Here is a 22,252-nt window from a genome sequence, read left to right on the forward strand (position 1 = left end):
AGGTGCATCAGTGCGAGGAGACCCGGGTGCCGCCGTCCATGCCGTTGCCGATGAACGGCAGGAAGGACACGGCCAGTACGGCGCCGGCCACCCCGGTCCAGATGGCGCGGGCGCGCCGCGCCCCGAACCGCTCCAGGGCGGCCAGCAGTCCCCAGCCGGAAAGCGACGCGAGCAGTGCGACGACCGCCACGGGCACGGCGCCGATGTCGAGCGTCTGCTCACCGTCGGCGATCCGCAGCCGGCGCCCCAGCAGTGGGTCCGCGACCAGCCACACCAGGACGGGGGCCAGAACGGCCAGGGCCGTAACCCCCAGGCGCCTTGTCCGCGCGCTCACTTGGCGCTCCCCGAGAGCGCCCCGTGCAGGAAGACCTCCACCAGTTCCTGCGGGGTCAGGTCGGGCTCGTCCTCCGTACGCGGCTGGATGAAGAGCAGCCCGAAGAAGAGGGCGGCGATCTGCTCCGGCGGTCGGCGCAGGGCGGCCTTGTCGGGCTCCAGCAGCTCCGCGAGGGCCGCGCGGATACGGGTCGTCGACTCGTTGCGGCCCGCGCCGCGCACCGTGCCGGGGTGCTTGCCACCCCGATGCCCCAGCGAGCCGAGGATCGCGCCCATCCTGGACATGTGGGCCTGCAGCGCCTCGGCCGCCTCCGCGAGCCGGTCGGGCAGCGGCTGGGATACGTCGATCGCGTCGAGCTCGCGGACCGCGTGCTCGGGGGAGAGCGCCTCGGCAATGCATGCCTGCAGCAGCTCGTCCTTGTCGGCGAAGACCCGGAAGATCGTGCCCTCTCCGATGCCCGCGGCGCGGGCGATCTTCGCGGTGGTCACCGCGGCGCCGTACTCGGCGATCAGCGGGATCGCGGTCTGGATGATCATCGCGCGCCGCTCCTCCGGCGACATGCCGGGGGCGCGACGGCGGGTGGTCTGGTTCTCCTGCTGTGCTGTCATGACCGCGAGTGTACGGAGTGAGGACTCACTCCGTCAATGAGTGAGTCCTCACTCCGCTCACTTTCCCGTATGGCGCGTTCCTTGGCGAGCCGGCGCAGGGGGCGCGGGTGGAGTGGCTGAGTGCCAGGGGTTGGAGCAGCGGCAGGCTGTCGGCGACGGCGTCGGGGGCGAGTACCCGCGTCGCGGAGGCGACCGAGCGTTCCAGGTCGGTGATCTGTTCTTCGGGGACCATGCCCAGGGTTCGCCCGTCGATGTGCTTGCCGCTGCGTGGTGACCGGCTGGAAGCCGGCCCGTTCGGCAAGGTCGGGCACTACGTAGACGGCCAGTTCCATCGCCGCGCCGCGCAGCAGCGGGCCCAGGCTGGACAGCGCCGCTCCCATGAACCACGAGTCGCCTTTCAGGACTCGATCGACCGGATCATTTCTTCCGCCGCGCCCAGGAGTTCGACCTCTCTCCCGCTCATCGTCGGGTTGGCCGCACGCCGTCGCCGGGCCTCGGTCACCGCGTCGTCCGTGAGGTGGGAGGGGTCGGCGAGGAGGCTCGTGAGCAGGGTGGTGGCGGGGGCTGCGAGTGGGGTGTCGGCGACGGCGACCTGGGCGAGGATCATCGACGAGATGGCCCAGTCCAGGGCCGGGTCGCCCTCCTCCGTGTTGGTCCAGTCGATCACTCGGGGGCCGTCGGGGGTGAGGATGACGTTCTCGGGGTGCAGGTCGAGGTGGAGGATACGGGCCGTCTGGGAGCGGCGGGCGGGGATGGTGTGCAGGTCGCGCAGGAGGCGGGCGAGGATGGCGCCGCCCTCTGGCGGACCCAGCGAACCGGCGACGCACGCCTCCAGCATCGTGGGGCCCGACAGGCGTTCCATCACCAAGTCGGTCCGGGAGCAGTCGGACAGCCGCACCCGCGGGACCGGGTAGCCGTACGCGCGCACGTGCTCCATCACGGCACCCTCGGCCGCCGCGTTCCCCCACCCCTGCCGGCTGCGGCGCAGGACCCACGCCGTGTCGATCTCATACACGTCGGCGTCACGGCCGGAGCCGAGCAGTCTCCCCGGTGGCTGCATGCGCCGAGCCTAAGCGGGACTGGTGAAGACCGTGCGGTACAGCGCCCTGCAGGGGCGCGGGGCTGTGTCGATATGCGGCTCCGCCGCGTGGGCGCGACCAGCCCCCACCGACCCGCAGGCGAACCGCACTTCCCGCGGAGCGCTTGGCCCGGCCCACAGCCGCCCCTCAGCCGTTCGAGTACGGGCCGGTAGAGTGGGCAGGTCGTCATCACACCCGTACGGGGGGAAGCCGGTGCAAATCCGGCGCTGACCCGCAACCGTGAACCGGTCGTCGAAGGCCGGTGAGCCGGACTGCCCCGTGCGGATCGTGACCGGCTCAGGTGTACCGGCAACCGGCCGGTGCACGGCACCGTCGAGGTATACGGAGCCGAGCCGCCGGGGGTGTCCCGTGCTGCCCGGCTCCCTTGCAGGGAGAGGCACTCGCCGATCATGAACGTCCGCCGCAGCGCCGCGGTCCTGGCCGCCCTCGTCACGATCGGCGCGTCCACGCCGGCCGTCGCCGCCCCGTCCCCCTCCCCGTCGGCAGCGGTACCGGACGGGCTGTACGGCAGCACCGACCCGACGTACGACGGTGTCTGGCGCCAGTCACTGGCCCTGATCGCGCAGATCAAGTCGGACGTGAAGCCCGCGGCCGAGGCCATCGACTGGCTGCTCGGGCAGCAGTGCGGGAACGGGGCGTTCGCGGCCTTCCGCGCCGAGCCCGCCAAGGCCTGTGACGCCAAGGTCATGGTCGACACCAACAGCACGGCCGCCGCGGCCCAGGCCCTGTCCCTGGCCGGCGACGGCGATCACATGGACGTCGCCATGAAGGCCGCGCAGTGGCTGAAGTCGGTACAGAACAAGGACGGTGGCTGGGGCTACGCCCCCGGCGGACCCAGCGACGCCAACTCGACCTCCGTCGTCATCGGCGCCCTCAACGCCATCGGCCAGGACCCCGAGACCGCGGTGACCGACGGCAAGTCGCCCTTCGACGCCCTGCGCGAACTGGCCCTGCCGTGCGCCGAAGGCGGCGCCTTCGCCTACCAGCCGGACAAGAAGGGCAAGCTGACCGCCAACGCCGATGCGACGGCGGCGGCCGTGGTCGCCATGAAGGGCATGAGCATGGAGTCGGCGAAGGCCGCCGCCGACACGGACCTCGCCTGCGCCGACGCCACCCGACCCGCCCCGGACCGGGCCGCCGCCAACGGCGCGTCCTACCTGGCCGAGACCGTACGCAAGGACGGCTACCTGAAGTCCGCGCTCGCCGGTGCCGAGGACCAGCCCGACTACGGCAACACCGCGGACGCGGTCGTCGCCCTCGCCGTGACGGGCGGGCCGAAGACGGCGCAGAAGCCGCTGACCTGGCTCGAGCAGAACTCCGCGACCTGGGCCGAGCAGAACGGCCCCGCCGCCTACGCCCAGCTGATCCTCGCCGCCCACGCCACGGGCACCGACCCCCGCGACTTCGGCGGCACGGACCTGGTCAAGCAGCTCAACACGACGGGCCCGGCCCCGCAGCCCACCGAACAGGCCGCCGCACCCGCCGAGAAGAGCGACGACGACTCCTCCTCAAACGTCTGGTGGATCGTCGGCGTCGGTCTCGTCGCCGGTATCGGCATCGGCTTCCTGCTGAGCGGCCGCAACAAGAGGCAGCAGCCGTGAGGCTCCGTCGTGCTGCGGCCCTGCTGCTGACGTTGCTCGTCCTGGCGCCGGCCACCGGGCAGGCGCAAGCCGTCGGCTACCGCTACTGGTCGTTCTGGGACCGGGACGGAAACACGTGGACGTACGCCACGCAGGGCCCGTCCACCGCAGTCCCCTCCGACGGCGACGTCCAGGGCTTCCGCTTCGCCGTGAGCGAGGACTCGGCAGACGCGACCAAGCCCCGCAGCACGGCCGACTTCACCTCGATCTGCGCCAACACCCCACCGAAGGACGGCAAGAAGCGGATCGCCCTGGTCATCGACTTCGGTACGGCGACGGACGCGCCCGAGGGAGAAACCCCACCACAGCCCCGTACGGCTTGCGCGGTGGTCTCCCCCGACGCAACCACCGCCGAGGCCCTGGTCACGGTCGCCAAACCCCTCCGCTACAACACCAACGCCCTCCTCTGCGCCATCGCGGGCTATCCCAAGACGGGGTGCGGGGAGCCGGTGACGAAGGAGAACGACAGCACCTCGAAGCCGACAGAGACAGGGGGCAGGAAGGACGGCGGCCCGTCGGTGGGACTGCTGGCGGGTGCGGGGGTGGTGGCCTTGCTGGGCGCAGCGGCGGTGTGGCAAGCAAGGCGGCGCAAGCATGACTAGCAGCCAACCCACCCAGGCACGGGTGGGCGCAGGCGGCACCCGGTCAGTGCCGGTGGGCGAACCCACCCCCCGCCACCGCCCCCGCCGCCAACTCCACTCCGGCGCCTGGTGGCTCTGGTCCCTCTCCCTCGGCACCGCCGCCACCCGCACCACCAACCCCCTCCTCCTCACCCTCCTCATCGCCACATCCGCCTACGTCGTAGCCACCTGCCGCGCCAACACCCCCACCGCCCGTTCCTACACCGCGTTCGTCAAACTCGCCCTCGCCGTCATAGCCATCCGCCTCCTCTTCGCGATCGTCCTCGGCTCCCCCATCCCGGGCACGCACACCCTCCTCACCCTCCCCGAAGTCCCCCTCCCCGACTGGGCCCAAGGCATCCGCCTGGGCGGCCGGGTCACCGCCGAATCCCTCCTCGCCGCCCTCTACGACGGCCTACGCCTCGCCACCCTCCTCATCTGCGTGGGCGCGGCGAACGCCCTCGCCAACCCGTCCCGCCTCCTCAAGTCCCTCCCGGGCGCGCTGTACGAGATGGGCGTCGCAGTGGTCGTAGCCCTCACCTTCGCGCCGAACCTCATCGCCGACGTCCAGCGCCGCCGCGCCGCCCGCCGTCTGCGAGGCCGCCCGGACAACGGCATACGAGGCCTCGCCACCGTCGGACTTCCAGTCCTGGAGGGCGCGTTGGAACGCTCCGTCGCCCTCGCCGCCGCGATGGACGCCCGCGGATACGGCCGTACCGCCGACGTCCCGCCCGCCGTCCGCCGTACGACCACCGCCCTCACCCTCGGCGGCCTGCTCGGCGTCTGCGCGGGAACGTACGGACTCCTCACCGCCGAAGGCGGCACGTACGGCCTCCCGGTCCTGCTCGCCGGAGTCGCCGCGGCCCTCGCCGGACTCCACCTCGGTGGCCGCCGCTCCCCGCGCACCCGCTACCGCCCGGACCCGTGGAACGCGCACGCCTGGCTGGTCACCGCATCCGGCGTGGCCGTGGCCGCAGCCCTCACCCTCGCCGCGACCCACGACCCGGCCGCACTCCACCCCGGCCTCGTCCCCCTGGTCGCCCCCACCCTCCCCCTCTGGCCCGCGGCAGCCGTACTCCTCGGCCTGCTCCCCGCTTTCCTGGTCCCCACCCCGAAGGAACATCCATGATCCGCTTCGACGATGTCTCCGTGACGTACGACGGAGCGGCCGAACCCACCGTCAGCGGCGTCGACTTCGAGGTCCCCGAGGGCGAACTGGTCCTGCTCGTCGGCCCGTCCGGCGTCGGCAAGTCGACCGTCCTCGGCGCGGTCAGCGGCCTGGTCCCGCACTTCACCGGCGGCACCCTGCGCGGCCGGGTCACGGTGGCCGGCCGCGACACCCGCACCCACAAGCCGCGCGAACTCGCCGACGTGGTCGGCACGGTGGGCCAGGATCCGCTCTCCCACTTCGTGACGGACCTCGTCGAGGACGAACTCGCCTACGGCATGGAGTCGTTGGGCCTCGCCCCGGACGTGATGCGCCGCCGGGTCGAGGAAACCCTGGACCTGCTGGGCCTCGCCGACCTCCGCCACCGCCCGATCTCCACCCTCTCCGGCGGCCAGCAGCAGCGCGTCGCCATCGGCTCGGTCCTCACCCCCCACCCAAAGGTCCTCGTCCTCGACGAACCGACCTCCGCCCTCGACCCGGCCGCCGCGGAAGAGGTCCTGGCAGTCCTGCAACGCCTGGTCCACGACCTCGGCACCACGGTCCTCATGGCCGAACACCGCCTGGAGCGAGTCGTCCAGTACGCCGACCAGATCGCCCTGCTGCCGGGCCCTGGCGCCCCGCCGATCCTCGGCACCCCGGCGGAGGTGATGGCCGTATCACCGGTGTATCCGCCCGTCGTAGGCTTGGGCCGCCTGGCGGGCTGGACCCCACTTCCCCTGACGGTGCGGGATGCGCGCAGGCGGGCGGCGGACCTACGGGAACAGCTTGAGGAACGGGACGGCTTCGCCGCCAAGGGGCGCGGGGAACTGCGCGACCAGCCACAACAAACCCGCACCCGCCAACAATCCACACCCCCCACCCCATTGGGCGACCCCACCCCCCACCGCTGGTTCCGACGCAAACGCACCATCACCACCCCCCAATCCCCCTACGCAGCCGACGTACAAGCCCTCTCCGTAACCCGCGACCACATCCACGCCCTCCACCACATCACCCTCACCGTCGTCCCCGGCGAAACCATCGCCCTCATGGGCCGCAACGGCGCCGGAAAATCCACCCTCCTCAACACCCTGGTCGGCCTCGTGAAACCCACGGAGGGATCAGTCACCACCGGCGGAGCCGTCGGCCTAGTCCCCCAGGAACCCCGCGACCTCCTCTACGCCGACACAGTCGCCGGCGAGTGCACAGCCGCAGACGCCGACGCCGGCGCAGCGCCCGGCACCTGCCGCACCCTCATCTCCGAACTCCTCCCCGGCATCCCGGACGACACGCACCCGCGCGACCTGTCCGAGGGCCAGCGTCTGACGCTCGCGCTGGCGGTCGTACTCACCGCCCGCCCCTCACTCCTGCTCCTCGACGAGCCGACCCGCGGCCTCGACTACGCGGCGAAGGCCCGCCTGGTCACGCTCCTGCGCGAACTGGCCGCGCAGGGCCACGCGATCATCCTCGCCACCCACGACGTGGAACTCGCCGCCGAACTCGCCCACCGGGTCGTCCTCCTGGCAGAGGGCGAGGTGATCGCCGACGGCCCGACGGCGGAGGTCGTCGTGTCGTCCCCCTCCTTCGCCCCGCAGGTCACGAAGATCCTGGCCCCACAGCGGTGGCTCACGGTCACGCAGGTGAGGGAGGCCCTGGCATGACACGAGTGGTCCCCCTCGGCCCCCGCTCCCTCACCGCCCTCGCCCTCGTCAGCGCGGTAGGAGTGATCGCCTTCGGCTGGCCCTTCCTCGCGCCGCCCACCTCCCAGGTCAGCGCTCACGCCCAGGACGCCCCCTGGCTGTTCGCGGGCCTGCTGGTGCTCCTCGTCGCGGTCGTGGCGGCGACGATCTCCGAGTCGGGGCTCGGCCCGAAGGCGGTGGCGATGCTCGGCGTGCTCGCCGCGACCGGTGCGGCCCTGCGCCCCCTGGGTGCCGGGACGGCCGGCCTGGAGCCGATGTTCTTCCTCATGGTGCTGAGCGGCCGCGTCCTCGGCCCCGGCTTCGGCTTCGTCCTCGGCTCGGTGACCATGTTCGCGTCGGCGCTGCTCACGGGTGGGGTGGGCCCGTGGATGCCGTTCCAGATGCTGGCGATGGGCTGGTTCACGATGGGTGCGGGGCTGCTGCCGGGCGCCGAGCGCCTGCGGGGCCGTACCGAAATCGTCCTCCTCGCCGCGTACGGATTCCTGGCGGCCTTCGCGTACGGCACGGTGATGAACCTGGCGGGCTGGCCCTTCATGGGTGCGCTCGCCTCGAACATCGCCTTCGACCCGAACGCTGCCGTCCCCGCGAACCTGGCCCGCTTCATCGCGTACTGCGCGGCCACGTCGCTCGGCTGGGACCTGGGCCGTGCGCTCGTCACGGTCGCCCTCACGGTCACGCTCGGCCCGGTGATCCTCAGGGCACTGCGCCGGGCCACGCGACGGGCGGCTTTCGAGGCGCCGGTCACATTCGACGCTCCCGCTGGGTGAGAGGGCGTGGACCGTCTGTCAGCGAGGCGGTGAACCACCCCACATGACTCAGATCACCTACGATCCCACCTAGTCGGACAAATCGGATGCCATGCCCACGCCATTCCGCCCTCTGACCTGCACATAGAGAGCCACGTCACACAGGCCACGATCATCCCAGATGCGACCACAACTAGTAAAAGGGGTCATTGCGGACCGCCTCCCGGCCTGTTTCTCTGGATGACGTCGCACGGCGCCGACGTGCCCTCAGGGCCGCGGCGCCGACGCATGTCCCCACCGCCTCCGTGCGGCACCGGCATGTCCGCGGCGCACTGTCCCCGAAGAAAAAGGTTCTCCGTGTCTGTCTCCCGCATCGCTCGCCGCATCGCGTCCCCGAAGAAGGCCCTCACGACCGCCGCTGTGGCCGCTGCCGCCACCGGCCTGGTCCTGACCGCGGCCCCGGCGCACGCGGCGCCCGCTTCCTCCGCCGCCCAGGCGAAGGCGATCGCGAAGCAGATGATCCCGAACGCCGCTCAGTACAACGCCTTCAGCAAGATCGTCGAGCACGAGAGCGGCTGGGACGTCGACGCCATGAACGCCTCCTCCGGCGCCTACGGCCTCGTCCAGGCCCTGCCGGGCTCCAAGATGGCCTCGGCCGGCTCCGACTGGAAGACCAGCGCCAAGACCCAGATCGAGTGGGGTCTGGACTACATGAACGACCGCTACGGCAGCCCGGTCGGCGCCTGGAACTTCTGGCAGGCCAACGGCTGGTACTGACCCCGGCCCCCACAGCAGGCGAAGGCGGCGGCCCCTCGATCCCCGGGGCCGCCGCCTTCGCCGTACCCGCTGCGTGTGCGGGTGCCGCATATCGTCGGTGTATCGAAAACCGCATACGTGCCGGCAACACCGCGCTGCCTTGACTGGCGGCATGACCTACAGCGAAGCAGCACGAACAGCAGCCCAGGCCGCACCGCGCGCCACCGAGGGTTCGGGGGCGCGGGCGTGGGTCTGACCGTCGGGCGGATCAGCGCCGCCGAGCACTTGGCGTTCGTGCGGACGCAGCGGTCTGTCAGCTTCCTGCAGACCCCGGCGTGGGGCCGCGTCAAGACCGAGTGGCGCAGCGAGTCCCTCGGCTGGTACGACGGCCGGCGGCTGGTCGGTGCCGGGCTCGTCCTGCACCGCCCGGTGCCACGGCTCGACCGCTTCACGCTGGCCTATCTGTCCGAGGGCCCGGCCATCGACTGGACCGGCGAGATCGATGCGTGGCTCCACCCGCTGGCGGCCCATCTCAAGGCACACGGCGCGTTCGCGATCCGGCTCGGCCCGCCGGTGTGCACGAACACCTGGAGCGCCGCCCAGGTCAAGGAGGGCATCTCCGACCCGGGCATCAAGCGGCTCACCGAGATGTCCGGGCAGTGGGCCGACCCGGTCGGTGCCCGCGTGACCGGCCGGCTCCGGGACACCGGCTGGCTGCCGCAGAGCCCGGAGGACGGCTTCGGGGTCGGCCATCCGCAGTTCAAGTACGAGATTCCGCTGGCCGGCAGGACTGAGGACGACCTGCTCAGGGGCATGAACCAGCTCTGGCGCCGCAACATCAAGAAGGCGGCCAAGGAGGGGGTCGAGGTCACGGTCGATGAGGACCTGAAGGCGTTCCACGACCTCTACGTCCACACCGCCGAGCGCGACCGCTTCACACCCCGGCCGCTGCGCTACTTCGAGACCATGTTCGCTGCGCTGAGCGCCGAGGCCCCCGAGCGGATCAGGCTGTACCTGGCCCGCCACCGGGGCGACCTGGTCGCCGCCGCCATCCTGGTCCGCGTCGGCGCCCACGCGTGGTACTCCTACGGCGCCTCCTCCACCGAGAAGCGCGAGGTGCGCGGCTCCAACGCCTGCCAGTGGGCGATGATCCGCGACTCGCTGGCGGCCGGCTGCGACGTCTATGACCTGCGCGGCATCACCCCCACCCTCGACGCCGACGACCCGCACGTCGGGCTGATCCAGTTCAAGGTCGGCACCGGCGGTCAGGCGGTGAGGTACGTCGGCGAGTGGGACCTGCCACTGCGGCCGATGGTCTACCGGGCCTTCGACCTCTACATGAAGCGGCGCGGGCGATGAGCCTGGATCTCATGCTCGCGGCGGCTACGAGAAGCTGCCCGAGGTCGCCCAGCGCTACGACGGCAGCCGGCTCGTCCTCGCCCCCCGGCGCTCCTGGATGGCACCGCTCGATCGGCGGCCGCCCGGCAGGGTGATCACGTCGTCGAGCGTCCATTCCTCCACCGGAGCCTTCGGCGCTGTGCGGCCTTCGGGCGGCGCTGTGCGGCCTTCGGGCAGCGGCCCCCGAACAGCAGGGCGACGCGGATCTGCTGGTTCACCCCGCCGAACTACGCGAGCGCGGCGGCGACCTCGTCGAGACGCGCCCCTCGGGAGGCCTTGACGAGCACCACGTCGCCGGCGGCGAGGTGGCCGCGCAGCCAGTCGACGGCCGCGTCGTTGTCGGCCAGCGCCACCGCCCGCTCTCCCGCGCCGTCCGCGATCGGCCAGGCGGCCTCGCCGACCGCCACCACCACGTCGGCCCGGGAGGCGGCGTACTCCCCGACGGCGCGGTGCTCGGCCTCGCTGTCGTCGCCGAGTTCGAGCATCTCGCCGAGGACGGCGATGCGGCGCCCGCCCTCGATCGCCGCCAGCGCGTCCAGGGCGGCGCGGGTCGAGTCGGGGTTGGCGTTGTAGGAGTCGTTGAGCAGCGTCGCGCCGCCGGCGAGGTCGCGCAGCTCCATACGCCACTTCGACAGCGAGGCGGTGGCCAGCGCTGCCGTGGCCATGTCGAGGGACACGCCGGCCGCCAGCCCCGCCGCCGCGGCAGCCGACGCGTTGAGCGCCTGGTGGGCGCCCACGAGCGGCAGCGCGACGGGAACCGAGGCGTCGGCGGTCCGCAGCGTGAAGGACGGCCGGCCGAGCCGGTCCAGCGACAGGTCGAGCACCCGCACGTCGGCGTGGGCCGCCCGGCCGAAGGTCAGCACCGGACCGTCGGTGAGCGAGCGCATCGCGACCACCCGGGGATCGTCGGCATTGAGGACGGCGGTGCCGCCGGGCGTCAGCCCCCGCACCAGCTCGCCCTTGGCCTTGGCGATGGCCGCGCGCGACCCGAACTCGCCGAGGTGGGCCTGGCCGACGTTGAGTACGACGGCGACGTCGGGCGCGACCAGGCCGGTGAGCTCGGCGATGTCGCCGATGTGGCGGGCTCCCATCTCAAGGACGAGGAACCGGGTGGCCGCGTCGGCGCGCAGCATGGTGAGCGGCACGCCGAGTTCGTTGTTGAGCGAACCGATCGTGGCGGTCGTCGGCGCGGTGTTCGACAACACGGCCGCCAGCAGGTCCTTGGTCCCGGTCTTGCCCTGGGAACCGGTCAGCCCGACAACGGTCAGCCCGTCGCGCAGCCGGGCCACGACGTGGGCGGCGAGCGCCTGCAGCGCGGCCCGGGCGTCCTCGGCGACGACGGTGGGCAGCGGCGTGGGCCGGGAGCCGAGCACGGCCACCGCGCCGGCCCGGCCCGCCTGGCCTGCGTAGTCGTGGCCGTCGGTGTGCTCGCCGGCGAAGGCGACGAAGAGGCCGCCCGGCTCGGCCTGCCGGCCGTCGAGCACGGCCTGCGCGGTCACCGTCAAGGTGCCGTCGCCCGCGATCTTCCCGCCGACGACCGCGGCGATCTCGCCGAGGCTGAGCGGGATCATGAGCGGACGCCGTGGGGGCTGACGGAGGCTGGTTCGCTGTAGGTCATGCCCCCAGTGAAGGTGGCGTGATGTTGCCGACGTGTATGCGACTTTCGATATGCCGAAGATATGCTACCGGCCGGTAATGTATCGTCGGCATATCGAAAAACTCATACGTGCCCGCAACACCGCACTGCCTTCACTGGAGGTATGACCTCCTCGGCCGTCCCGGCGACGGGAATCACAGTTTATGGATGCGGGCAGGACGAGGCCGTTCTGTTCCAGGAGATGGCACCCCGCTTCGGTGTAATACCGACCATCACGGCGGCGGCGGTGTCCGAAGCCAATATTGAACTGGCCTACGGAAACCGGTGCATCAGCGTAAGCCATAAGACCCGGATCGCCAATTCCACGCTTCTTGCGCTCGGACGGGCCGGCGTCGCGTACATCTCCACGAGGAGCATCGGCTACAACCATATCGACATGGAATACGCGGACCGTGTCGGTATCTCCGTCGAAAATGTCGCCTATTCGCCCGACAGTGTGGCCGACTACACGCTGATGCTCATGCTGATGGCGATACGGAACACAAAATCCACTGTCCGCCGCACGGACCTGCATGACTACAGACTGAACGATGTACGCGGTAAAGAACTGCGCGACCTGACCGTCGGGGTGATCGGAACAGGGCGCATCGGCACAGCCGTCGTGGACCGCCTGCAGTGTTTCGGCTGTCGAATACTGGCCCATGACAACAACGCCAGGATCGCCGCCGCCGATTACGTTCCCCTGGATGAGCTACTGCGGCTGAGCGACATCGTGACGCTCCATGCACCGCTCACCGCGGATACGCACCATCTCCTCGACCGTCGGCGTATCGAGCGGATGAAACACGGTGCGTTCGTCATCAATACCGGACGCGGTCCACTGCTCGACACAGAGGCCCTTGTGCCGGCACTGGAAAGCGGCAGATTGGGCGGTGCGGCGTTGGATGTCCTGGAAGGAGAGGAGGGAATCTTCTACGCCGACTGCCGAAACAAACCCATCGAGAGCAAAACGCTGTTGCGGCTGCAAGAGCTGTCGAACGTGCTCATCACCCCGCACACCGCCTACTACACGGACCACGCCCTGAGCGACACGGTCGAGAACTCCCTCACCAACTGCCTGAAATTCGAAAGCGGGAACCAGCATGGCTAGGTTGCAGGTCGGAATCATATTCGGAGGCTCTTCCGAAGAGCACCCCGTCTCCGTCAAGTCCGCGCAGGAGGTTGCCCGAAACCTCGACATCGAGAAGTATGAACCGTTCTATATCGGAATCACGCAGAGCGGTGCGTGGAAACTCTGTGACGGCCCTGACCTGAGCGGGGATAACGGCAGTCGCCGTCCGGTCGTGCTGTCGCCGGACAGCGGCGTGCACGGACTGCTCGTTCTGGAGCAGGGGCGATACGAAACGATCCGGCTGGACGTCGTGCTGCCCGTTCTGCACGGCAAGCTCGGTGAGGACGGTGCGGTGCAGGGTCTGCTGGAGCTCTCCGGCATCCCCTATGTGGGCTGCGATGTCCAAAGCTCCGCTCTGTGCATGGACAAATCCCTTGCCTATATCGTCGCCGGTAACGCGGGAATCGCCACGCCGAATTTCTGGACCGTCATGGCGGACGAGAACATGGATCCCGACCGGCTCACCTATCCCGTCTTTGTGAAGCCGGCCCGTTCGGGGTCGTCCTTCGGCGTCAGCAAGGTGTCCCGGAAAGATGAGCTCCTGAGTGCGGTGGAGACCGCGAGGAGGTACGACTCGAAGGTCCTGATCGAAGAGGCTGTCGTCGGCAGCGAGATCGGATGCGCCATCCTGGGGAACGAGCTGGATTTGGTCGCTGGCGAGGTGGATCGAATTGCTCTCTCGCACGGCTTCTTCAGAATCCATCAGGAGCACGAGCCTGAAATCGGTTCCGAAAACTCAACTCCAATCGTGCCCGCCGACATTCCGGCAGAGTCACGATCGCTCGTTCAGGAGACAGCGAAGGCCGTATACCGCGCCTTGGGATGCAGAGGGCTTTCGCGGGTGGACATGTTCCTCAAGGAGGATGGAGAAGTAGTCCTCAACGAGGTCAACACTCTGCCCGGTATGACCTCGTACAGCCGTTATCCGAGGATGATGGCTGCCGCAGGGTTGCCGCTTGCCGAAGTGATCGACCGGATGGTGTCACTGGCATTGACCGGGAAAAGCCGATGAAGGATGACTTCGTCTTCATGGACGAGTTTGTGCCCGGCATACGCTGGGATGCCAAGTACGCCACCTGGGACAACTTCACCGGCAAACCCGTGGACGGATACCTGGCAAATCGCATCGTCGGCACGAGGGCTTTGTGCGCGGCCTTGGAAAGAGTGCGGGAAAAGGCCGAACCTCTCGGCTTCGGCCTGCTTCTCTGGGATGCATATCGCCCGCAGCGCGCCGTGGACTGTTTTCTGCGCTGGTCAGAACAGCCGGAGGATGACCGGACGAAGCTACGGCACTATCCGCACATCGACCGAGCCGAGATGTTCGAAAAAGGATATGTGGCCGCCAAGTCAGGCCACAGTCGGGGCAGCACCGTTGACTTGACGCTCTATCACTTGGCTACCGGCGAACTTGCTTCCATGGGTGGTGGCCACGACCTGATGGATTCGATCTCGCATCATGGAGCAAAAGGGATCACGCAAGTCGAAGCCGGAAACCGGCAACACCTCCGCTCCATCATGGAGGCCTGCGGTTTCAGCGCATACGACTGCGAGTGGTGGCATTACACACTCAAAGACGAACCTTATCCGGACACCTACTTTGACTTTCCCATCAGCGGGTGAAGCTGAACGGTGGTCAGAGGCAGTAGGACTCCAGCGTGCCGCGGCGGCGGATGTCGAGGGTGGCGCAGTGGAATGAGCCGCCGAAGGGGGCGTAGTGCAGCAGGTCGGACGGGACCGGCTCGAAGCCCCAGGATTCGAGGGCGCGCAGCATCCTGGTGTGGTGGCGTTCCGCGATCACGCGGGTGCTGTCGAGCATGAGGACGTTCATGCTGAGCCACTTGCCGCACATCGAGGTGACCTTGAGCAGGCGCTCGTCGATCGGGTCCGGCTCGGGGGCGATCAGGACGTCCCAGGACTTCAGGACGTCGGGGAGGTGGTCCACGTCGATGTACTCGGGGTTGACCAGGACCTTTCCGGGCGCGAGCGGGAGGAAGGTCGTGTCGATGTGCATCGGCGTGCGACAGCGGCTCTCGATCTCGTGGATCCGGTAGCCGGGCCCGAGATGGCGGCGCAGCCACTCGATGCCCATGCGGTTGGTGACGTTGCTCCGGGTGACGAAGAGATCCCGTCCCGCGCGTACGAAGTCGGCGGCATCGAAGACCGGCTCGAACTCGGTGAGGATGTAGCGCATCGGCTCGCCGGGCCCGGGGACACGGAAGTCCGGGTCGAACAGGGCGTCGGTGAGCTGTGGCTTCGGTGCCGCCGTCCAGCGCGCGCCGCGCCGGAAGTAGTCCTTCAGGAGCGTGCGGTAGGGGTGGGTCTCGAAGTACCGGCACGGCCACGCCATCGGCGTCTCGATGATCTCGTCGCCGATCACGAGGAGGCTGTCGCGCGGGCAGGTGGTGCAGAAGCCGTACGACGACCAGTCGGGGGTGGCGAAGCGCCGCCGGTGGTCGACCGGGTCGGGGCGGGTGACCGTGATGCCGAGGGAGCGCAGTAGCGCGACGAACTCATCGAGTTCCTGCTGCGCCGGCTCGATCAGCCTGCGCGGATACCGGAGGCCGGCGGCCATCCCCTGCAGCCGCGCCGCCCACCCCGGAATGTTGCAGGTCACGACCGGGTGGCCGGAGGGGATGGTGGCGCCGTCGAGACGTCCGACGATGACCTCCTCCAGCGGGTCCCACTCGTTGTGGGAGCTGACCGGGGAGGTGAGGGGCTCCGCTGCGGGCGCGGTGGTGGTGGAGGTTGCGGTCATACTCCCGGCGCTTTCGGTCACGGAGGGAAAGGCTCGGTCACCGAGTTGCCGAATCTCCGCGAGCCATGCCTCCGCGGCGTCCGGTGAGGTGTCGCGGGGGAGGCAGGAACGGGGCGTAGGGGGATGCTCCTGCCTCCCTCGGGACGGGCCGGCGGCGCGCCGGGAGCAGCCGCCGGCCCGAGCGTCAGGCCAGGCTCACCTGGAGTTCCTTCACACCGTTGATCCACGCCGAGCGCAGCCGCCGCGGGTCGCCCACCAGTCGCAGGTCCGGCATCGCGTCGGCGATCGCGTTGAAGATCAGGTCGATCTCCAGGACGGCCAGGGACTTGCCCAGGCAGTAGTGCGGGCCTCCCCCGCCGAAGCCGAGGTGCGGGTTCGGATCGCGGGTGATGTCGAAGGTGTCGGGGTTGTCGAAGACCTCGGGGTCATGATTGGCCGAGGCGTAGAAGATGCCGACCCGGTCGCCCTTCTTGATCTGCTTGCCGCCCAGCTCCGTGTCCTGGGTGGCCGTGCGCTGGAAGGAGTTGACCGGGGTCGCCCAGCGGACGATCTCCTCCGCGGCCGTCGCGGGACGTTCCGCCTTGTAGAGGTCCCACTGGTCGGGGTGGGTCAGGAACGCGTGCATGCCATGGGTGATGGCGTTGCGCGTCGTCTCATTTCCCGCCACCGCCAGCATCAGCACGAAGAAGCCGAACTCGTCGGAGCGGAGGTTGCCTTCGTCCTCCGCCGACACCAGCGTGGTCACGATGTCCTTGGCCGGGCACTCCTTGCGATCGGCGGCCATGTTCATGGCGTACGCGATGAGTTCGGTGGCCGACTGGGCGCCGACCTCCTCGGTGATCGCGTACTCCGGATCGTCGTACGAGATCATCTTGTTGGACCAGTCGAAGATCTTGGCCCGGTCGTCCTGCGGGATGCCGATCAGCTCGGCGATGGCCTGGAGGGGCAGTTCGCAGGCGACGGAGGTGACGAAGTCGAAGGGGCCGGGGTGGGCGCGGGCCTCCGCCACGATGGAGCCCGCCCTCGCCCTCAGCCGGTCCTCCAACGCCCGTATCGCGCGTGGCGTGAAGACCCGCTGGACGATCTGGCGGACCCGGGTGTGCTCCGGCGGATCCATGTTGAGCAGGATCAGGCGCTGGGCGTCGATCGCGTCCCGCTCGATGTGCTCGTTGAAGCGGATGATCGCGGTGTTGAGGTAGGAGGAGTAGAGCTCGGGGTGCGTGGAGACGTACTTGACGTCCGCGTGCCGGGTGACGGCCCAGTACCCCTCGTCCTGGAAACCGGCGAGGTTGGACGGCTGGGGGATCCAGCGGACCGGTTCGGCCCGGCGCAGCTCGGCGAACTCCGGCAGGGGCACTCGGTGGTGCAGCAGATCGGGGTCGGTGAAGTCGAACCCGTCGGGAAGCGCTGGACAGGACATCGGCGGCTCCGGCCATCTGACGGTCCATCAGTAACGGGGAATCGCCGTGAAGGTAGTAACGGGTTCTACAAGTAGCAAGGGGTACGGCACGTCCAATTGCGTGCAGAACTCGCGCAGATCGCAACTTCGGAGGCTGCACGACCCTTGCGGCAATGGACGGCGTGTCAGCAAACTGCAGACAGAACTAGAACGCGTACTAGTTCTGCGTGGCGGGCTGGCCGGGACGCCCCCGCGCCGCGCGGGTAACCGGGCCTGTCCGGCGGATCAGGCCGGCCTCGGCCCAGGGCGCCCGAAGAAGCACGGGTGAGCGGGGCCTGGTGCGTGCAGCTGCAAGGCGGAGGAGGGAGTCGACGCGGAGCGTCGGCGACTGACGACAACGCGGCAGATGTGCGCACCAGGCCCCGCGACCCAGGCCTGATCCGCCGGACAGGCCCACGGAGAGGACCCACCCCCATGGCCGCGGAACCCGTGATCGTCGAAGCCGTACGCACCCCCATCGGCAAGCGCGGCGGTGCGCTCGCCAACCTCCACCCCGCCTACCTCCTGGGCGAGACCTACCGTGAACTCCTCGGCCGCACCGGCATCCCCGCCGACTGCGTCGAGCAGATCGCCGGTGGCACCGTCACCCACGCCGGCGAGCAGTCCATGAACCCCGCGCGGACCGCGTGGCTGACCATGGGCCTGCCGTACGAGACGGCCGCCACGACCGTCGACTGCCAGTGCGGCTCCTCCCAGCAGGCCTCCCACATGGTGGCCAACATGGTCGCCGCGGGCGTCATCGACGTCGGCATCAGCTGCGGCGTCGAGGCCATGTCGCGTGTGCCGCTGGGGTCGGGGTCCAAGCACGGGCCCGGGAAGCCGTTCCCCGAGGAATGGAACGTCGACCTGCCCAATCAGTTCGAGGCGGCGGAGCGGATCGCGCGCCATCGTGGGCTGACGAGGGAGAACGTCGACTCGCTCGGGCTCATCTCCCAGGAGCGGGCCGCCAACGCCTGGGCCGAGGAGCGGTTCAAGAAGGAGACCTTCGCCGTCCAGGTGCCGACCACCGAGGACGAGCAGCGGGCCGGACAGGGCATGTGGCGGCTCGTGGACAAGGACGAAGGGCTGCGCGACACGTCCATGGAGGCGCTGGCCGGGCTGAAGCCGATCATGCCTACGGCCGTCCATACGGCGGGCAACTCGTCGCAGATCTCGGACGGTTCGGCCGCCATCATGTGGGCGTCGAAGCGGATGGCGCGGGCGCTGAAACTCCGCCCCCGGGCCCGGATCGTCGCCCAGGCCCTCGTCGGCGCCAACCCTCACTTCCACCTCGACGGACCGATCGACGCGACGCGTGCGGTGCTGGGCAAGGCGGGCATGACGCTGAAGGACATCGACATCGTCGAGATCAACGAGGCGTTCGCGTCCGTAGTGCTGAGCTGGGCCCAGGTCTTCGATCAGGACCTGGCGAAGGTCAACGTCAATGGCGGTGCGATCGCGCTCGGGCATCCGGTGGGCGCGACAGGGGCCCGCCTGATCACCACCGCGCTGCATGAACTGGAGCGGGCGGACAAGGAGTTCGCGCTCATCACCATGTGCGCGGGTGGCGCGCTGTCCACCGGCACGATCATTCAGCGGCTGTAAATCCGCGGCGCCGTCGTGGCTGGTCGCGCAGTTCCCCGCGCCCCTTAGGGGCGCTGCCGAACCGGAGTGGACTTCGCCCGTCCTGCTCAGTCGGCGGCTGCGGTCCAGGAGAGGAAGGTGGTGAACGCGGCGGGATCGAGGGTGAGCATCGGTCCCGCCGGGTTCTTGGAGTCGCGGATGGCGATGGTGGCGCAGGGGGCTTCGGCGATCTCGACGCACTGGCCGCCCTGGTCACCGCTGTACGTCGACTTGCACCAGGCCAGGGGCCCGAGCGGCGCGCATTCGACGCAATCGCCGCCCTGGTCGCCGCTGTAGCTGGACTTACGCCACTGGATGCCCGTCGGAATCGCGTTGCTCGCCATAGCGTTCCTCCATTACCCGCCGCATCAGGTCCGCCGAATCCCTGAGGGAGAGCGCGGCGGCTTGAAGATGATCGTAACGGAGCGAGCAGTCTTTGACGGTGTCCGGGTTGGCGGTGGGGTGCCCGCTGCCGTAGCCCTCCGTGTAGACGATGGTCGGGTCGCTGGGAAAGCGGTAGAGGTTGAATGAGCCTTGCAGCCCTGCATGCGCACCCGCCGAGAACGGCAACACCTGCACATTGATCCGCGGATTGCTCTCGAAGCCCAACAGATGCGCGAGTTGGTTCCGCATGACCTCACGGCCACCGATCTCCTGGTACAGCGCAGCCTCGCTGACGATCATCCAGAAGACCGGCGCTTCCTCCTTCTCGAAGATGCGCTGACGAGCCAGTCGCACGGCGGTGCGGTCATCGAGGTTGGTCTCGTCCAGCACGCTGAGGACGGCACGGGCGTATGCCTCGGTCTGGAGGAGGCCGTGGACCATGTGCGTCTGGAAGGTGCCGATCTCCGTGGCCCGTACTTCGAGTTCCGCCACCTGTTGAAACCAGGCCGGAAGTTGACTACGCAGCACCAGATCAACCAGCCGGTACAGCAACCCGCCCGTCTCCAGCGCCGCATCCGCCCGCTGGCTGAACTCCGGCGTCGGCAGCTTCCGGGCCGTTTCGATCTGGCCGACCATCGAGCCGGTGTAGTTGAGGATGTCGCCGAGCTGGCGTTGCGTCAGGCCGGCGACCTCTCGGTGGCGGCGCAGCTCGAAGCCGTAGTAGTCGAGCGGCGAGGCTCCCGGATCCAGAACGTTGATGTGCGTCACTAACAGCCCCCACTGCAGAGCCAGTTGTATCCGTTCGGTAGCCCACAGTAGTCGCGCCAGGCCAACCTCGTAGTGTGAACGAACCAATCCAGTACGCCATGCGCCTCACCGTCGGCGCACACTCGGCTCGCCACATCCGCCGTATCGTCCGCTCGCTGCTGCACGAGTGGGAGATGGCGGAGCTGTCCGACGCAGCCGAACTGGCCGTGACCGAGCTGGTCGCCAACGTCGTACGGCATGTTCCGGACCGGCGATGCCAGCTGGTGGTGCTGCGGCAGGCGGGGGCCGGAGTGCGGGTGGAGGTGTCCGACGGGTGCTCCCGACTGCTTTCCCTGCGGAGTGAGCTGCCGCCGGAGGCGGAGGGCGGGCGCGGGCTGGTGCTGCTGGATGCGGTGGTCGACAAGTGGGGGGTGGACCGGCGAGCGGACGGCGGCAAGACCGTGTGGTTCGAGTGCCGTAACCCGAGCGGATGAGTGGCTTTCGGGAGGGGTCCCGAGCAGTGACCGGTTGAGTTAGGGCGTGAGCAGACTTGTCCCCAGGTTTGAGACCACCGCGGCCCTGATCCAGGCGACCAACGAAGTGCGGGAACAGGTCGTGCGCGCGCTCGCCGCGTATATCGAACTGTCCGGCCGGATGCGGGAGTTCGAGGACACGTTCAGCACGCAGGTGCTGCATGCCGCGCAGCAGCTGCACGACATCATCGGGCAGCGCAGGCGTCTGGAGGCGGAGCTCGACCGGATCCGTACGAGGATCGAGCGGGACGGCTACGAGAGCGCCCAGGAGATCGAGGACTACGTCCACGCCGTGCTCACCGCCGAGCCGGACGACGCGGCGGAGACGGCCCGCCGTGGTGCCGTCCCCGACGCCGAGGACGAGCCGATCGCAGACGGGGACGACGGACTGGACGACGCCGCGCGCAAACGCATCGTCCGGGACTTCAAGCGCATCGTCCTGCCCTCGGTCCACGCCGACACCTCGGACGCCTCCTTCGCGGTCTTCGATGTGGCGTACTCCGCGTACAAGGCCAAGGACCACGTCGTCATGGAGGCCCTCGTCATCCAGTACCGGGGCGAGATCGGCGCGGAGGACGACGCCGGGCGGACCGTGCTCCAGGAGGAGGCCGCGGCCCGGCTGAGCGAGTACCGGGCGGCGGCGCGGCGGCTGGACGAGCGGCTGCGGTCCGTCCGGCGGCACGTCACCGACGCCGAGGTCCACAACCCGGAGGAGACCCGGCTGCGTATGCGGCAGCGCAACGAGCAGATCCGGCGGGCCATCGACGAGGAGGCCGAACAGGTGCTGGAACTCCGCCGCCGTCTGGAAGCACTCCTCGACAGCGCACGCGACGGATCGGATGGGACCGCCGATGAATGAAAAATCACTGCGCCGCTGGTCGTCCCGCGGGCCCACGGCCCGCAGCGACGTACGCGACCTGATGAGGGAGTTCCTCAAGGAGGACGAGCAGGCCGAAACCCTGGAGTGGGACTCCTTCACCACGGCGAACGGGCTGCCGCACAACTGGATCTACGACCTGTTCCAGGACTCCGCCGGACGCGTCTGGGCCGGCACCTGGGGCGGCGGTCTCGCCCTCTACGAGCACGGCACATGGCGGGTCTACGACCGGCGGCACGGGCTCGCCAGTGACGCGGTGACCTGCCTCGCCCAGGACGCGCGGGGGACGATCTGGGCCGGGACGAACGCCGGGCTGAACCGCCTCGACGACGAGACCGGCAGGTTCGTCAACGCGGGACTGACCGGCAAGAGCATCCTGAACATCCGCTTCGACCGCGAGCAGAACCTGTGGGTGGGTTGCTGGCGTGCCACCAGTTCGGGCGGCGGTCTGCACCGGTTCGACGGGCAGCGCTGGCACTCCGTCTCCAAGAGGGACGGCCTGCCGAGCCTGGAGATCCTGAAGGTGTTCGAGGACTCGCGCGGCCATATCTGGGTGGGCACCTACGAACACGGACGCGGCGCCGGCGTCGGCCGCTGGGACGGCTCGTCGTGGCAGCGGTTCACACGCCGGGACGGGCTGATCAACGACTGCGTCTACTCGATGTTCGAGGACCCCGAGGGCCGGATGTGGTTCGGCACGCTCGACGGCATCTCGGTCTACGACGGCCGCGGTTGGCACCGGATGACCATGATGGACGGTCTGGTGGACGACCGGGTCTACGCGATGTTCATCGACCGGGACGACAAGATGTGGTTCGGCACCGAAGGGGGCGTCAGCCGCTTCGACGGCACGGCGTGGGAGTCGTTCACCCGCGACAACGGCCTGGTGGAGAACCTGGTGCGGGCGATCATGCAGGACCGCGACGGGAACCTCTGGTTCGGCACGTACCCGTACGCGCCCGACGCGGGCGGCATCAGCCGGGCCCGCAAGCGCGACAGCCGTCAGGACATCGCCGAGGCGACCCGGCGATACCTGCAGCCCGGCTCCAGAAGGGAACTGCCCGGCGAGTGACCGCGG

The 22,252-nt window shown here is 69.4% G+C and carries 22 protein-coding genes and 1 riboswitch; of the genes, 14 read left to right on the top strand and 8 right to left on the bottom strand.

The annotated features are described in order from the left end of the window. Window positions 1-7: 7 nt before the first annotated feature. From QQY66_RS13865 to QQY66_RS13875, 3 genes are all read right to left on the bottom strand, one after another. Window positions 8-334 carry a DUF6069 family protein gene (locus QQY66_RS13865; RefSeq protein ID WP_301979635.1) on the bottom strand — a complete coding sequence of 109 codons (327 nt, stop codon included), beginning with the start codon at window positions 332-334 and terminating at the stop codon, window positions 8-10. After that, window positions 331-942 carry a TetR/AcrR family transcriptional regulator gene (locus QQY66_RS13870; RefSeq protein ID WP_301979637.1) on the bottom strand — a complete coding sequence of 204 codons (612 nt, stop codon included), beginning with the start codon at window positions 940-942 and terminating at the stop codon, window positions 331-333. Before QQY66_RS13870 ends, QQY66_RS13865 begins: the two co-directional genes overlap by 4 nt. 397 nt (window positions 943-1,339) lie before the next feature. After that, window positions 1,340-2,002 carry a phosphotransferase gene (locus QQY66_RS13875; RefSeq protein ID WP_301979639.1) on the bottom strand — a complete coding sequence of 221 codons (663 nt, stop codon included), beginning with the start codon at window positions 2,000-2,002 and terminating at the stop codon, window positions 1,340-1,342. A gap of 222 nt (window positions 2,003-2,224) precedes the next feature. Next, a riboswitch (cobalamin riboswitch) is annotated at window positions 2,225-2,299 on the top strand. 132 nt (window positions 2,300-2,431) lie between these two features. Between QQY66_RS13875 and QQY66_RS13880 the strand changes: the two genes are divergently transcribed. The 7 genes from QQY66_RS13880 to QQY66_RS13910 all read left to right on the top strand — a co-directional run bounded on the left by QQY66_RS13880 (window position 2,432) and on the right by QQY66_RS13910 (window position 10,010). Continuing rightward, window positions 2,432-3,643: a prenyltransferase/squalene oxidase repeat-containing protein gene (locus QQY66_RS13880; protein WP_301979640.1), complete on the top strand. Its 1,212-nt coding sequence runs from the start codon at window positions 2,432-2,434 to the stop codon at window positions 3,641-3,643. Continuing rightward, entirely contained in the window at window positions 3,640-4,284 is a 645-nt protein-coding gene (locus tag QQY66_RS13885) for an SCO2322 family protein (RefSeq protein WP_301979642.1), read from the top strand. The genes QQY66_RS13880 and QQY66_RS13885 overlap by 4 nt, the downstream gene beginning before the upstream one ends. 22 nt (window positions 4,285-4,306) lie before the next feature. Beyond that, window positions 4,307-5,431 (top strand): energy-coupling factor transporter transmembrane component T, encoded by a 1,125-nt coding sequence (locus tag QQY66_RS13890; protein WP_301987304.1) that lies wholly within the window; start codon window positions 4,307-4,309, stop codon window positions 5,429-5,431. Beyond that, window positions 5,428-7,110, top strand: a complete 1,683-nt coding sequence (locus QQY66_RS13895; protein ID WP_301979643.1) for an ABC transporter ATP-binding protein — start codon at window positions 5,428-5,430, stop codon at window positions 7,108-7,110. The genes QQY66_RS13890 and QQY66_RS13895 overlap by 4 nt, the downstream gene beginning before the upstream one ends. Continuing rightward, window positions 7,107-7,916, top strand: coding sequence for an ECF transporter S component (locus tag QQY66_RS13900; RefSeq protein WP_301979645.1), 810 nt, complete (start codon window positions 7,107-7,109; stop codon window positions 7,914-7,916). Before QQY66_RS13895 ends, QQY66_RS13900 begins: the two co-directional genes overlap by 4 nt. A gap of 336 nt (window positions 7,917-8,252) precedes the next feature. Continuing rightward, entirely contained in the window at window positions 8,253-8,672 is a 420-nt protein-coding gene (locus QQY66_RS13905) for a transglycosylase SLT domain-containing protein (protein ID WP_301979647.1), read from the top strand. A 225-nt stretch (window positions 8,673-8,897) separates the two neighbouring features. Beyond that, on the top strand, window positions 8,898-10,010 hold the full coding sequence (locus QQY66_RS13910; RefSeq protein WP_301979648.1) for a peptidoglycan bridge formation glycyltransferase FemA/FemB family protein: 1,113 nt from the start codon (window positions 8,898-8,900) through the stop codon (window positions 10,008-10,010). 266 nt (window positions 10,011-10,276) lie between these two features. Here QQY66_RS13910 and murF read toward each other — a convergent pair whose 3' ends face one another. Next, entirely contained in the window at window positions 10,277-11,620 is a 1,344-nt protein-coding gene (gene murF, locus QQY66_RS13915; RefSeq protein WP_301979649.1) for a UDP-N-acetylmuramoyl-tripeptide--D-alanyl-D-alanine ligase, read from the bottom strand. Between the two features lie 189 nt (window positions 11,621-11,809). On the opposite strand from murF, the gene vanH reads away from it, so the two are divergent. The 3 genes from vanH to vanX are packed head-to-tail and all read left to right on the top strand — an operon-like array spanning window position 11,810 to window position 14,437. Further along, window positions 11,810-12,796: a D-lactate dehydrogenase VanH gene (gene vanH / locus QQY66_RS13920; RefSeq protein WP_301979650.1), complete on the top strand. Its 987-nt coding sequence runs from the start codon at window positions 11,810-11,812 to the stop codon at window positions 12,794-12,796. After that, a complete protein-coding gene (gene vanA-Sc, locus QQY66_RS13925) occupies window positions 12,789-13,829 on the top strand; it encodes a D-alanine--(R)-lactate ligase VanA-Sc (RefSeq protein ID WP_301979651.1) in 1,041 nt (346 codons plus the stop codon). The genes vanH and vanA-Sc overlap by 8 nt, the downstream gene beginning before the upstream one ends. Further along, window positions 13,826-14,437 carry a D-Ala-D-Ala dipeptidase VanX gene (gene vanX, locus QQY66_RS13930; RefSeq protein WP_301979652.1) on the top strand — a complete coding sequence of 204 codons (612 nt, stop codon included), beginning with the start codon at window positions 13,826-13,828 and terminating at the stop codon, window positions 14,435-14,437. The genes vanA-Sc and vanX overlap by 4 nt, the downstream gene beginning before the upstream one ends. Before the next feature lie 13 nt (window positions 14,438-14,450). Here the strand turns inward: vanX and QQY66_RS13935 are convergent, their stop codons facing one another. Beyond that, window positions 14,451-15,572, bottom strand: a complete 1,122-nt coding sequence (locus tag QQY66_RS13935) for an amidinotransferase (RefSeq protein WP_301979654.1) — start codon at window positions 15,570-15,572, stop codon at window positions 14,451-14,453. A 184-nt stretch (window positions 15,573-15,756) separates the two neighbouring features. Beyond that, a complete protein-coding gene (locus QQY66_RS13940) occupies window positions 15,757-16,992 on the bottom strand; it encodes a cytochrome P450 (RefSeq protein WP_301979656.1) in 1,236 nt (411 codons plus the stop codon). A gap of 453 nt (window positions 16,993-17,445) precedes the next feature. Between QQY66_RS13940 and QQY66_RS13945 the strand changes: the two genes are divergently transcribed. Next, window positions 17,446-18,615, top strand: a complete 1,170-nt coding sequence (locus QQY66_RS13945) for a steroid 3-ketoacyl-CoA thiolase (RefSeq protein WP_301979658.1) — start codon at window positions 17,446-17,448, stop codon at window positions 18,613-18,615. An 86-nt stretch (window positions 18,616-18,701) separates the two neighbouring features. Here the strand turns inward: QQY66_RS13945 and QQY66_RS13950 are convergent, their stop codons facing one another. Next, window positions 18,702-18,977, bottom strand: coding sequence for a DUF397 domain-containing protein (locus QQY66_RS13950; RefSeq protein ID WP_301979660.1), 276 nt, complete (start codon window positions 18,975-18,977; stop codon window positions 18,702-18,704). Then, entirely contained in the window at window positions 18,937-19,785 is an 849-nt protein-coding gene (locus QQY66_RS13955) for a helix-turn-helix transcriptional regulator (RefSeq protein ID WP_301979662.1), read from the bottom strand. The genes QQY66_RS13950 and QQY66_RS13955 overlap by 41 nt, the downstream gene beginning before the upstream one ends. Window positions 19,786-19,859: 74 nt before the next feature. Between QQY66_RS13955 and QQY66_RS13960 the strand changes: the two genes are divergently transcribed. Genes QQY66_RS13960 through QQY66_RS13970 form a run of 3 tightly spaced genes read left to right on the top strand, consistent with a single transcriptional unit; the run spans window position 19,860 to window position 22,246 of the window. Continuing rightward, window positions 19,860-20,258 carry an ATP-binding protein gene (locus QQY66_RS13960; RefSeq protein ID WP_301979664.1) on the top strand — a complete coding sequence of 133 codons (399 nt, stop codon included), beginning with the start codon at window positions 19,860-19,862 and terminating at the stop codon, window positions 20,256-20,258. 46 nt (window positions 20,259-20,304) lie between these two features. Beyond that, window positions 20,305-21,156 carry a hypothetical protein gene (locus QQY66_RS13965; RefSeq protein ID WP_301979666.1) on the top strand — a complete coding sequence of 284 codons (852 nt, stop codon included), beginning with the start codon at window positions 20,305-20,307 and terminating at the stop codon, window positions 21,154-21,156. Beyond that, a complete protein-coding gene (locus QQY66_RS13970; RefSeq protein ID WP_301979668.1) occupies window positions 21,149-22,246 on the top strand; it encodes a two-component regulator propeller domain-containing protein in 1,098 nt (365 codons plus the stop codon). Before QQY66_RS13965 ends, QQY66_RS13970 begins: the two co-directional genes overlap by 8 nt. Window positions 22,247-22,252: the final 6 nt, after the last annotated feature.

The sequence above is a fragment of the Streptomyces sp. DG2A-72 genome (genome assembly GCF_030499575.1).
GTDB lineage: Bacteria > Actinomycetota > Actinomycetes > Streptomycetales > Streptomycetaceae > Streptomyces.